The sequence below is a fragment of the Roseibium sp. genome (genome assembly GCF_050301095.1).
Lineage (GTDB): Bacteria > Pseudomonadota > Alphaproteobacteria > Rhizobiales > Stappiaceae > Roseibium.
This window is the reverse complement of record NZ_JBNKYW010000181.1, coordinates 1-11,693: the sequence shown is the minus strand read 5'-3', so window position 1 is coordinate 11,693 and position 11,693 is coordinate 1. Positions and strand designations below refer to the sequence as shown.

10 protein-coding genes are annotated in these 11,693 nt (G+C 59.4%); 3 read left to right on the top strand and 7 right to left on the bottom strand.

What is annotated here, in order from left to right:
- Positions 1-656: glutathione S-transferase family protein (locus ACQY7U_RS17065; protein WP_428646810.1), on the top strand; the 656-nt coding region annotated here is incomplete at its 5' end.
- A gap of 161 nt (positions 657-817) precedes the next feature.
- Here the strand turns inward: ACQY7U_RS17065 and ACQY7U_RS17060 are convergent.
- From ACQY7U_RS17060 to ACQY7U_RS17045, 4 genes are all read right to left on the bottom strand, one after another.
- Entirely contained in the window at positions 818-1,246 is a 429-nt protein-coding gene (locus tag ACQY7U_RS17060; protein WP_428646807.1) for an HIT family protein, read from the bottom strand.
- Between the two features lie 97 nt (positions 1,247-1,343).
- Positions 1,344-2,813 (bottom strand): S1 family peptidase, encoded by a 1,470-nt coding sequence (locus tag ACQY7U_RS17055; RefSeq protein ID WP_428646804.1) that lies wholly within the window; start codon positions 2,811-2,813, stop codon positions 1,344-1,346.
- A gap of 16 nt (positions 2,814-2,829) precedes the next feature.
- Positions 2,830-4,257: a S1 family peptidase gene (locus ACQY7U_RS17050; protein WP_428646801.1), complete on the bottom strand. Its 1,428-nt coding sequence runs from the start codon at positions 4,255-4,257 to the stop codon at positions 2,830-2,832.
- A gap of 116 nt (positions 4,258-4,373) precedes the next feature.
- Entirely contained in the window at positions 4,374-4,718 is a 345-nt protein-coding gene (locus ACQY7U_RS17045) for an ArsR/SmtB family transcription factor (protein ID WP_428646798.1), read from the bottom strand.
- A 39-nt stretch (positions 4,719-4,757) separates the two neighbouring features.
- Here ACQY7U_RS17045 and ACQY7U_RS17040 point away from each other — a divergent pair, with 39 nt between their 5' ends.
- Positions 4,758-6,125, top strand: coding sequence for a pyridoxal phosphate-dependent decarboxylase family protein (locus ACQY7U_RS17040; protein ID WP_428646795.1), 1,368 nt, complete (start codon positions 4,758-4,760; stop codon positions 6,123-6,125).
- A 287-nt stretch (positions 6,126-6,412) separates the two neighbouring features.
- On the opposite strand, the gene ACQY7U_RS17035 is transcribed toward ACQY7U_RS17040, so the two are convergent.
- From ACQY7U_RS17035 to ACQY7U_RS17025, 3 genes are read right to left on the bottom strand one after another with little or no spacing between them, the layout of a single operon-like run.
- Positions 6,413-9,832 (bottom strand): acyl-[ACP]--phospholipid O-acyltransferase, encoded by a 3,420-nt coding sequence (locus tag ACQY7U_RS17035; RefSeq protein WP_428646792.1) that lies wholly within the window; start codon positions 9,830-9,832, stop codon positions 6,413-6,415.
- 55 nt (positions 9,833-9,887) lie between these two features.
- Entirely contained in the window at positions 9,888-10,172 is a 285-nt protein-coding gene (locus tag ACQY7U_RS17030) for a YiaA/YiaB family inner membrane protein (RefSeq protein WP_428646790.1), read from the bottom strand.
- Between the two features lie 15 nt (positions 10,173-10,187).
- Entirely contained in the window at positions 10,188-10,880 is a 693-nt protein-coding gene (locus ACQY7U_RS17025) for a PspA/IM30 family protein (RefSeq protein WP_428646787.1), read from the bottom strand.
- Between the two features lie 107 nt (positions 10,881-10,987).
- On the opposite strand from ACQY7U_RS17025, the gene ACQY7U_RS17020 reads away from it, so the two are divergent.
- Complete coding sequence (locus ACQY7U_RS17020; protein ID WP_428646785.1) at positions 10,988-11,575, top strand: TetR/AcrR family transcriptional regulator; 588 nt, start codon at positions 10,988-10,990, stop codon at positions 11,573-11,575.
- Positions 11,576-11,693 lie beyond the last annotated feature (118 nt).

Below are 11,693 nucleotides of genomic sequence, written 5' to 3'. Positions count from 1 at the left end.
ACACGATGGCCGATCAAGTGGAACTTTTTTACGCTCCGCAAACCCGGGCGACAGGCGTTCGCGTTCTTCTGGAAGAACTGGATGCTCCCTACAAGCTCAATGTCCTGAATTTCAAGCTCGGAGAAAACCGGCAGCCTGATTACCTCAGCGTGAATCCGTCCGGCAAGGTGCCGGCTCTGCGCCACCGCAACACGGTCATCACCGAACAGGTTGCGATCTACATGTATCTGGCTGATCTCTTCTCCGAAAAGGGACTGGCACCGGCTCTCGACGATCCGCTCCGTGGCCCTTACCTGCGGTGGTTCGTGCACATGGCCTCCTGCTACGAGCCGGCGCTGATCGACAAGGCGCTCAATCGCGAGGAGCCACCGCATTCAATGTCCGCTTACGGCAGCTTCGACACGGTAATGGAAAACATGCGCTCGCAGCTCGCCAAGGGGCCTTATGTCCTCGGGGAACGGTTCACCGCCGTCGATGTCCTCTGGGCAATGGGGCTTGGTTGGGGCATGCGCTTTGGGATCGTGCCGGAACTGGACGAGTTCAAGGCCTATACGGAACGCTTTTTTGAGCGGCCCAGTGCCGTCAAGGTACTCCAGGATGATCAGAACATGGCGAAGGAGCAGGAAGACGCGGCGATTCAGGCGGGAATCGCCTGAGACTACGTTCGCTCTGTTTCTGCCGACCGGCGAGCCGGCATCCGATATCTTGGCCTGGCGTTTTGCCGGGCGGACCGGTTTGCCTGGAGTATTGAGATTGGCACGGTGCCCGCCTGCCAAAAAGCGTTTCGGCAGGCGTATGGGAAGGAAACAGCGGATGATCAGGCCAGCGCGGCACGGATCTTTTCGGCCTGCCCGGCCAGAAGCTCATTGTCCGCCATTGCCCCGGTATGCGGCTTCAGCGACACGCCGTCGAAACGCGGGATGACGTGCACGTGGGTGTGGAACACCACCTGACCGCCGGCGGGCTCTGAAAACTGCTGGATGGTCGTACCGTCCGCATCGAAGGCCTTGACCACGGCGCGCGCCATTTTCTGCACGGTTGCCATGACCGCGTTCAGGTCTTCCTCGGCAATGTCAAAGATGTTGCGGGAAGGGGCTTTCGGCACGACCAGGACATGACCGTCGCCACGCGGCATGATGTCCATAATCACGATGGTCTTGTCGTCTTCGTAGACCTTATGGCTGGGCAGTTCGCCGCGCAGGATCTTGGCAAAGACATTCTGGTCGTCATAGGCGGGCGTGGTCATGGTTGGTGGGTCCTCAGAATAATTCGCTGTCCGGACAGACCGGATTGCCTTCCGATAAAGCGCAAGGGCGCGTGCTTCGCAAGTGCGGATTTGCGCCCTATTCCATAGAGACGGAACAATCGACCGGCACGGTGACCTTTGCCAGCAGGTCGGCGATCTGTTCTGGCGGCACAGTTTTATTTTCCGTTGCCCGAGCCGGTTGCAGTCCGTTCTGATAAAGGAAAAGCTGAGCGATTTCACCGCTGACCGCGAAATTCACGTTTTGAGGAATATCACCGATAATCTCCGCGACGCGTTTGGCGTCGAGTTTCTCTGCGACCACGCCTACAATCTGCCCACTGGAATTGACGACGGGACCTCCGGCGCTTCCCGATTGAACCGGCGCGGATATCTGAATGTTGACACCGGTGCCGGCCAGCCCCTTCAGCGCGGTGACCGCACCTCGCGTGACGTTCAGGCCGCCAATCTTACCGGCAAGCGGAAAACCCGCCAGGGTCACATTGGAGTTCAGGGGCGCGGGCATCCGCGCGAAGTCCAGTGAGGTCTTGGCGCCAAGCCCGGGTACCTTCAGCAGGGCCAGGTCGAATTCTTCGCTACCAGCGACAAGGCTGGCCCTGTGGTCGGCGACCCGAATGTGTTTGCATTCGCCGGTCAACCCGAAATTCGTCAGGACGTGACCGTCGGAAGAGACCACGAACCCTGATGCGACCGTCTCTAATCCGGCTTCCATTTTGTCGGGTCGCACGGGAGTGCCGTGTGCTTCCTGTTTGTCGTCTTCTTTAATTCGCGCCTTCATGAGAGTGTCCATTTTCAGGACGAGTTTATTGATGGAATTATCGAGGTCTTTTGAAACGGCAATCGGTGGTCGGTTTCCGCTGGCGATACTGCCGGCCACCAACGAGAAGATGCGCTTGTCTTTTGTGTCGGCGTAGATCGCCAATGTCCCCCATCGGTCACCCTTAAAATGCTGAGAGAAAATATACGTCAGCTTGTCTTCGTTCTCGGCCCGCGTAATCCAATGCCTTTTGGTAGGATTTGTTTCCGGATTGGCAAAGCCCTTCGACGCATTGGAATGATAGGCCAGCATTTTCGGCTTCTCGCTAACGACAATCTGATAATAAAGCGAGGATTCCCTGTCTCTGAGGATCGCGTCTTTGTCCTCAATATCGAGATTGGACAGTGGCAGAAGCACGGAAATGTCCAAGTTGTCCAGGTAGTGGGTTGCCCATCCCTTGATCCGGAACTCTGCATCTGTGTCGAATGCGAGATAGACCGCCGCCCAGTTGAGGACGGGGCCTGGACCACTGATCTCCGAATTGTACCGCTTCATGGCAGCTTGGGTATCGTCTCCCCAGACGCCGTCCAAGTCGCCGTCATAATCTGCAAAGAGGGCGAGCCCTGCCTTTAGAAAAATTCTCTCATCCTGCGTCAGTTGTGCGGGATCGAACTCCTTCCTGAAATCCAGCGAGTCGATTGCAGCGGCGCACCGGGTGATGCCGAGAAGCAGAATTACGATACCGAACAAAGCCCTGCAGAGCTGGCGGGAAAGGAACTTGAAGACCGTCATGAAAACTGCCTGAAAGTTAGTTGCATTTTACGAGAAAAGTGTAGGCACTGAGCTGAGATGCCAGATCCTCCGGGCGCAGGGGAGCTCCCGGTCCGGCTCTTTGCGGTGTGATGCCGTTCTGGTGCAGGAAGAGCTGTGCGATGGTGCCGCGAATGGCGAAGTTCACATTCTGCGGAATGTCACCGATGGCATCGGCGATCGCACCTGCATTCAGCTTTGCAACGACGACGCCGACGACCTGTCCGGAGGAATTCACCGCGGGGCCGCCGGAATTCCCGGGTTGTAGCGGGGCCGTGATCTGCATGTTGATGCCGCTACCACCCAAGCCCTTCCGGGCGGCGACTGTGCCACGGGTGATGTTCAGACCACCCAGCAACCCGGCAAGGGGAAAGCCTGCCGTCGTGATATCCGAGTTCAGGGAAGCCGGGGTGTCTGCAAAAACTGCCACCCCCTTTAGATCCAGGTCGGGAACCTGAAGCAGTGCCAGATCGAAATTTTCCTCTGTGGCGAGTAACTTGGCGTCAAGGTCGTCGACACTGATCCGCTCGCATCCGTCGACCACATGAGCATTGGTCAGCAAATGGCCGTCGGATGTAACGGCGAAACCGGTGCCGCTGCCACTTTGTTGTGGTTTTTCCGGCTTGGACTGATCACCGTCCTGCGGAGATACGCTCGCCTGCTGACTGCCGTTTGGCGTTTCTCCCTCGGAAACTCGCTCTTTTTCATATTCTTCCAGAAAGTCGTCCGCCAGGGCCACGAACCTCTCGGACGGCGCGACTTCCAGTCGGAACCTTTTCAGCAGACTTTCGAAAATGAGCAGCACCTTGCCGGCGTCATCGATGTCGCCGGTGACGGTAACCGATTCCCAGATTCCCTTGCCCTTTATAGAATAGGCAAAGGCTGCCTTCTCGTCCGATATTCCAATTGTAACCCAATTTCTGCCATTCCGTGTCCAGGCAAACGGATTGAGCTCAGGCATGCGTTTAAAGTGCACTTCTTTCAACGCTGCTTTGGAATGCCAGAAACGGATTAGAGTCATTTGGTCGATGGAATAGACTTCGAGAACGTTGTCTGTTTTATCTTCCTTTTCCACTGGCTTCGGTGTCAGGATGTTGCGGTCGATGCCGGGTAGTTGCCTGTATTCCCAGCCTTCTTTTCTGAATTCCAGGATTGCCGAGACAACAACCAGCATGGCATCGGCATTGGTTGGGGGAGTATCTTCTTCCAGATCTTCCTTGACGTATCTTGCAAGAGCTTCGGCACTGGAAGGTCCCCAAAGTCCGTCCAAATTCTTGGTATAGATCCGCTTCATCATCAGGCCTGCCTGTATGAACATCAGCTCTTGGCGGGTGTAGAGCGAAGCCCTGAAGGGAGCGGCGAGGTCAATTTTGCCCGCAGACCAGGCATTTCCGATGCCGGTGATCAGAATGATTATTGAAATCAATAAAATACGCATATCCGGATCTGCAGAACGTTAGGTGAACGAAGCGGCTCCAGTATGAAATATTTAAATCGCAACCCGCAACGGTTTTTCGCGTCGAGGTGGAAAAGGGTGCCGGGTCACACCCCCGCCGGGGTCTTGTGCGAGACTGTCGTGAGTCCCATGCCGAGCTCTGCCAGCCGCTCGCGGTCGGGTTTATAAAACATCCAGTTGCCGATGCGCTTGCCTGTCACGAGACCCGCTTCCGAAAGTTTTTTCATGTGCGAACTGACCGTCGGCTGCGTCAGTCCGACCTTGTCGGTGATGAAGCCGACGCAGACACCGTCATCGACGAGGTCGCCGTCCTTCTGCGGCGGGAAATGCGGGCGCGGGTCGAGCAGCCACAGGAGGATCTGCAGGCGGGCGGGGCTGGACAGGGCGGCCATGGCGGCAGCGCTTGACTTCACGTCTATATTGATATTCATCTATATAGGCACTCTTCAATATGGTCAGGCGAAACGAACATGCAAAATAGCCCTCTCGACAGCCAGGCGGAAGCCTTTTCGGATGGCGCGGCGCGCGGTGCGGCCTATCTGAAACAGCTTTCCACCAGACAGGTGAAAGCGGATCTTTCCTTTTTGAACGACCTTGATGCCGGTCTGCCGGATAAGGGAATGGGGGTGAAAACCATTCTCGATCTCATTGAAACGGCGGGTGGACCCGGAACCGTTGCCTCTGCCGCCGGGCGCTATTTCGGTTACGTCATCGGCGGCGCTCTGCCTGCCGCATCCGCCGCTCGGGCCCTGTTGTCGGCCTGGGACCAGGTTGCCGATGATCTGACGGGTCCCTCGGTGGTACGTATGGAAGAGGCAGCGATCTCCTGGATTGTCGATCTGCTTCGATTGCCGGAGGGCACGAACGGGGCCTTCACCACCGGCGCGACCATGTCCAACATGGCTCTGCTGGTGACCGCGCGGGACGCTCTGCTTGCAAGGCAGGGCCACAAGCGCGGGGACGGGTTGATCGGGGCGCCGGCGCTGCGGATCGTTGCAAGTGCCGAGATCCACGCGACGGTCCAGAAATCCGTCCGCATGGCAGGACTTTCCACCAGTTCGATCGAGTGGGTAGAGACTGACGACCAGGGCCGCATGCGCATCGACAGGCTGCCGGAACTGGACGCGCGAACACTTGTGCTTGCCCAGGCGGGCAACGTCTGCACCGGTGCCAGCGATCCACTTGATGAGCTGGGCGACAGGTGCCAGGCAGCGGGCGCATGGCTGCATGTGGACGGGGCCTTTGGTCTCTGGGCACGGACGGCAGATCCGGTGAGTGCTGCGCTCAAGGGGCTGGAAAAGGCTGACAGCTGGGTCGTCGACAGCCACAAGACCCTGAACACCCCCTATGACGCCGGGCTGGCGCTCTGCCGTCATCCGGAAGAAATGCAGGCGTCCATGGCCATTGGCGCGGCCTATCTGCCTGCCACAGCTCCCAACCCCGCCAACAGGGCGCCCGAGTTCAGCCGGTCCGCGCGCGGCGCGGAGACATGGGCGGCGCTCCTGTCCCTCGGCCGGGCCGGCGTTGCGGAGATGGTGACGCGCTTCCACCGGCATGCGGTGCGGGTTTCAGAAGAGTTGAGGGCTCTCGGCTTCGAGGTCCCGCATCAGGTTCACTTCAATCAGGTCTTCGCGACGCTTCCAGGCAATGAAGACGCCTGTGCCCGGATCGCGGAACATGTCCAGAATTCGGGCGAGGCCTGGTTCGGTCAGGCCCAGTGGCAGGGCCGGAAAGGTTTCCGCATCAGCGTCTCCAACTGGGCGACGACCGATGAAGACGTCGACCGGCTGATCGCCGCTGTCGCGACGGCGAAGACTGAAGTGCTGGAACTTGCGTGAGGTCACTCCAATGCGAATTGCCTGCAAACAGTGAAACCAGAAAACCGCCCCGGGCGTTGGAGCGGTTTTCAATTTGTCATGAAATGAATTTCTATCGTCTGTCATCCCGGCCAAGCGTAGCGCAAGCCGAGACCGGAGAGGCATAGACCTATCGTTTGGTTCTTGCCCAGGATGTCAGGTCTCGGCTCTTCGGTCCCGGATCTTCGCTACGCTGCGTCCGGGATGACTAATTCGATATTGGAAACAGGGCAGACCGCCCCTGGACGACCAGGGGCGGTTTTCCAATGTCATGCTGCCTCGGTCATGTCCGGTTCCCCGGTCACCAGCCTTGCCACACCGGCAAAGTCCAGTTTGCCGGATCCCAGAACCGGAACTCTGGAGACCACCCGAATTTCCGCCGGGATCATCAGGTCCTGCGCGCCGCGTGCCTTGGCACCTTCTATGAAGGCGGAGCGATCGGCGTCCGGGTTTTCGGTCACCAGGATCAGCCTTTCGCCCTTGCGTTCGTCCTTGACGGCGGCGACAGCCGACAGATGCTCGGGCCAGATCTGGCCCGCCAGCGCTTCGACGGCGGCCAGCGACACCATTTCCCCACCGATCTTGGCGAAACGCTTGGCGCGGCCCCTGATGACGATAAAGCCGTCTTCGTCGAACTCGACGATGTCGCCGGTATCGTGCCAGCCGTCGACCAGCGGTTCAATGATGCCCGGGTTTTCAGGCCTCAGGTAACCGACCATCACGTTCGGGCCTGAGACATGCAGGCGGCCGCCGTTTTCGACACCCGGCACGGGTTCCAACCGCGCGGACATGCCCGGCATCAACTGGCCGACCGTTCCCGGTTTGTTGAACATCGGCGTGTTGATAGCAATCACCGGTGCTGTTTCGGTAACGCCATAGCCTTCCAGAACCCGCAGGCCGAAGCGTTCCATATAGGTCTGACGGGTAACTTGCTTGACCGGTTCAGCCCCGGCAAAGCAGTAACGCAGGGAGCGGAAGTCATAGGCATGGGCGACCCGCGCATAGCCGTTCAGGAAGGTATCCGTGCCGAACAGAATGGTGGCGTTGGAAGCATAGATCAGCTCCGGAATGATCCTGTAGTGCAGGGGTGAGGGGTAGAGATAGGTCGGAACGCCCGAGATCAGCGGCAGGATGGTGCCCGCCGTCAGGCCGAATGAATGGAACATCGGCAGGACGTTGAAGACCTTGTCGGACGGAGTGAAGTCGATCCGCGCCGCCGCCTGGGTGGCATTGGCCAGAATGTTCCTGTGTGTAAGCACCACACCTTTAGGCTTTCCTTCCGAGCCGGAGGTGAAGAGGATCACTGCGGTATCGGAGGCACTGCGCTCAGTCAGCGGGCGCTTGCGGGTCAGCATGCCGCGGATTTTTTCAGCAAGACTGATGTCTTCACGGATCTCGTCCAGCCAGACGAGTTTGACATGCGGGGCCAGGCCTTCGATCAGCGGTTCCAGCCTTGCCTGGGTGACGAAGGCGCGGGAGGTGAACAGGGTTTCGACATTTGCCGTCCGGCAGGCCGACAGGATGTTTTCCAGCCCGGCGGTGAAGTTGATCATGGCAGGCACCTTGCCCGCGGACATGGCGGCAAGGACGGTGACCGCGGACCCGTTGGCATTGGGCAGCATGATCCCGACAGTGGTTTCGCCTTCCGCCAGGTGGGCAATCCGGCGGCCGAGCACCGAAGCGCCGGTCAGCAGCCTGCCGTAACTCAGTTTCCCGGTCAGAGGATCTTCCAGAGCCGTTTCTGAGAGGCCGCGGTCCTTTGCAGTGTCGATGACCTTTTCGAAGATGGTCTTTTCATCGGCCAGGCTGGTTTCGAACATGAGATCGGACATGATTTGATAAAGCTCCGTACCTGCTGCCGCGCGACGCTTGCGGCCGCGCAGGTCTTCGGGAAGGTTCAGGCGTTTCGGTTCCAGGATCGTGACTTTCACTTTCGGGAACAGGCGCTTGCGGATCTGGGCAGGGTCGAGATAGGAGAAGGGTGTCTTTTCCAGACCGTCGATGCGGATCGGCACGATCATCGCGCCGGTCTTGTCGGCGACCATGGCTGCACCGTCATAGACCTTCATCAGGGTGCCGGTGACCGTCAGGCGGCCTTCGGGAAAGATCACCATCGGTTCGCCGGACTGCACCACACGGATCAGGGAGCGGGTCGCCATCGGCTTTGCCGGGTTGATCGGCAGAGCGTTGGCGAGCCTGAGGAAAGGTTTTACCCACCAGCGCTGTGCGACGCCGTAGTCGACGGCAAAGGTCGGTGCCTTGTCCGTCAGGGTCAGGGCCAGGCCCGCATCCAGGTAGCTGACGTGGTTCAGGGCCAGGATCGGGGCTTCACCCGCCTTTTCCAGGTTCTCCAGGCCCTTGACTTCCAGGCGGAAAAAAGCGCGGTAGAGAATGGAGATGGCGTCACGCATCGGCTGCGTCGGCAGGGTCTTCAGCATGACGGCGGCGGCGATCGCATTAAGGGCTGACAGGGACAGCAGGATGGCGGTCAGGCTGAGGCCGAGTTTCTGGGCGCCCGCCAGGGTCAGGCCACCCAGAACCATCATCGCGGCACCGAGGGCGTTGGTAGCAGCAATGCGGCGCGCCCGGCTTTGCGGCCTCGACCATGTCTGAAGCGCTGTGAAAGTCGGCACAACCAGCAGAGCACCGGAGATGGCAAGCCCCGCCATATCGAAGCTGAGGCGCAGGACGCCGTCGCCCTGCAGGAATTCCATGAGGCCGGAAGAGGCCGGGGCTACGGGCAGACCGGCAAGCACGATACCGGCATCCAGGCAGAAGAAAGCAATCAGGGCCGTGCCGACAGGCGCGGGCAAAAGGACGACGCGGCCGGCGGATATCCAGGCGGCAAAAGCCGAGCCGATGCCGATGGAAACGGCGAAGATGGCCAGGAAATAGGTGACGGCCAGTTCATTGCCACCCAGAACATTTTTCACGAACAGCGGCAGGAGGGCCATGACGAGCGCGCCAACCAGCCAGAACCAGGAATTCATCAGAGCGGCACGGAAGAGGCGCGTGTCGGTCTTCAGGTCGGCCAGGACTTTCCAGGTCGAGGTGAAGATATTCCGGTCGATTTCCAGCGCCGGATTTGCGGCAGGCGCGTCGGGGATGCGGCGGCTCAGACCATAGCAGGCGAGTGCCAGCAGGATCATCGCCGGTGCAAAGACGATGACGGGAGCGTTGGCGGAGAAAACGAAGCCCGCCGAGATCGTTCCAAACAGTATGGCCAGAAAAGTGCCAGCCTCGATCCAGGCATTGCCGCGCGGCAATTCCGCGCTCTCCAGATGTTCCGGCAAAAGCGCGTATTTGACCGGACCGAACAGGGCGGACATGGCGCCGAAAACGAAGAGCGCGAAATAAAGGACGGGCAGAGAAGAAAAGGCCATGCCCGCGACGGCCAGAAGGGCGCCGCCCACTTCAACAAGCTTGGTGTAGCGAGCGAGTTTTGCTTTCTCGTATTTGTCTGCAAGTTCGCCACCGAGGGCCGAAAGCGCCAGGAAGGGGGTGATAAACACGGCCCCGGCCAGTGCGATCAACGCGCCCGAGTTGCCGCTGTCGGCGGCGGCAGTGCCGACCTGGAACAGGATCAGGAAGACCAGGGCGTTCTTCAGAAAGTTGTCGTTGAACGCGGACAGAAACTGGGTCCAGAACAGCGGCGCGAACCGCCGTGTGGCCATCAGGGACTTGCTCATTCTTCTCCTCCCGAAGGGTGGCCGCTGGCGGCGCACCCTTCTGTTGCTGCGATGATCAGGCCTGTTCCGGCTTGTTGATGTCCATCAGAAGCTTTTCGGTCTTGGCATCTTCCAGACGGTTGTGGAACTTCTCGGCTTCGTCCCTGTCGCGCAGGGTCTTTGTCAGGGTCACAGCCGTATGGACCAGCATGATGGCCGACATCGTGTAAAAGCCCTTGGCGGAGAAGCTTGCCTCCAGATTGTAGATGCCGAGGGCCATCATCACGGCGGCAACGCCGAAGCTGGCCATGGTGAAGATCGTCCAGTTGTTGGAATGCTTGATTGTCGTCGGTTCTTGCATGGGAATGGTCCTTTCTCAGTTTTCAATCAGGAGGGGGAGTTCGGATTTCAGGCGGGCGAGCACGTCGTCCGCGCGGATTTTCACAGGCGCGCCGCAACCGGCATCGCCCAGTTTTTCAAGGAGCGCCTCAGGCTTGTCCGCCGCCGAAAGGGATGTGAATTCCCGGTCGGCAAGCTGATCCAGTTCCTGCCTGTTCTTGATTTCTTCCAGCTGGTCTTCCGCTCTTGCGAGCGCAGACTGACCGGCCGATGCGCCCAGGGACTGGGCCTTCTGGATCCTGTCGCGCACTTCCACCGTCCGTTCGCCCCGTTTCAGGGCACGCAGGCGGCTCTGGGCCCGGTGCAGGTTTTCGGTCAATCCGGAAAGGTCCTCGTCAAAGGACCGGATCGCGGCTTCAAGCGCGGATTTCTCGTCTTCCAGAAGTGCTATCGCTTCGGCCGCTTCCCGGGCAAGCGGTTCGAGGCCTTTCAGAAGCGCGTTGCGCGCCCGGTTTTCCAGATCCTCGATGGATGCTTCGATCTGCGTAAGCCGTTTGCGGTCCTGTTGCTGCTCCGCCTTCGCACGGGCGAGGGCGGCCTGTGCTGCGCGGACCGAGTTGGCAGCGACGCGCAAATTCAGGGAGAGATCGGCGATGGATTGCCGGTCTCCGTTCGGTGTCGCACCGGTTAGAAACAGCGCTCTGAGTTGGGTAATGAGCGGTTCAAACATATTGCCTCCACAAAAGTGAACGTTGTTCACCATTTGACAAAGCCATAGCTTTCGGGGTAGGTCAAGAAAAAAATGAACAGAGTTCACTTTTGTTGAAAGCAGCGGAAATGTCCGGGAAGCAGAAAGCAAAGAGCGAAGAGACCCAGCGGCGGGTGCTGGAGGCGGCTGTGTCAGCCGTGGAAACGGGCGGCCTGGAGGCGGTGAATATCCGCAAGATCGCCGCGGATGCGGGCTATTCCGTCGGCTCGGTCTACAAGCATTACGAGGATCAGGATGCACTGCTTTTGGGGGTGAATTCGGTGACGCTTGGCAGGATCAAGCAGGTGATGGCCGAGGCCGTCGTCGGCATTAATGAGCCGCTTGCACAACTGAAAATGCTTGCACAGACCTATCTGGATTTTGCCCGACAGAACGAAAGACTCTGGACTACGCTGTTCGCCCACCGGCTACCGGAGGGCAAGAAGGTGCCCGAGTGGCAAATCCAGGAAAACATCGCCTTGCTCGCCTTCATCGCCGCGCCGCTGAAACAACTACATCCGGACCTTACGGACGAAACCCTCGCCGCACGCACGCGCACCTGTTTCGCCGCCGTGCATGGCCTGGTCACCATCAGCCTGGAAGACAGGTTTATCGGTCTTGCCGGCAAACCGCTCGACAGGGAAATGGAATTCCTGGTCGAACGGCTGGCAGGATGAGGGGGCAGGGTTGGGCGGCAATCAGCCTGCTGGCCCGAAGCCTGCGGGACCCTCGCCAGCCGTCTTCGAATAAGGTTGGTCCGAGGGCGGGCCACTCCATCGCAACAGGCGTGCCATG

What these genes read in the sequence shown, in the direction of transcription:
- ACQY7U_RS17060 (WP_428646807.1), bottom strand. Translation starts at nt 1,246, where the DNA reads ATGACCACGCCCGCCTATGACGACCAGAATGTCTTTGCCAAGATCCTG.
- ACQY7U_RS17055 (WP_428646804.1), bottom strand. Translation starts at nt 2,813, where the DNA reads ATGACGGTCTTCAAGTTCCTTTCCCGCCAGCTCTGCAGGGCTTTGTTC.
- ACQY7U_RS17045 (WP_428646798.1), bottom strand. Translation starts at nt 4,718, where the DNA reads ATGAATATCAATATAGACGTGAAGTCAAGCGCTGCCGCCATGGCCGCC.
- ACQY7U_RS17040 (WP_428646795.1), top strand. Translation starts at nt 4,758, where the DNA reads ATGCAAAATAGCCCTCTCGACAGCCAGGCGGAAGCCTTTTCGGATGGC.
- ACQY7U_RS17035 (WP_428646792.1), bottom strand. Translation starts at nt 9,832, where the DNA reads ATGAGCAAGTCCCTGATGGCCACACGGCGGTTCGCGCCGCTGTTCTGG.
- ACQY7U_RS17030 (WP_428646790.1), bottom strand. Translation starts at nt 10,172, where the DNA reads ATGCAAGAACCGACGACAATCAAGCATTCCAACAACTGGACGATCTTC.
- ACQY7U_RS17025 (WP_428646787.1), bottom strand. Translation starts at nt 10,880, where the DNA reads ATGTTTGAACCGCTCATTACCCAACTCAGAGCGCTGTTTCTAACCGGT.
- ACQY7U_RS17020 (WP_428646785.1), top strand. Translation starts at nt 10,988, where the DNA reads ATGTCCGGGAAGCAGAAAGCAAAGAGCGAAGAGACCCAGCGGCGGGTG.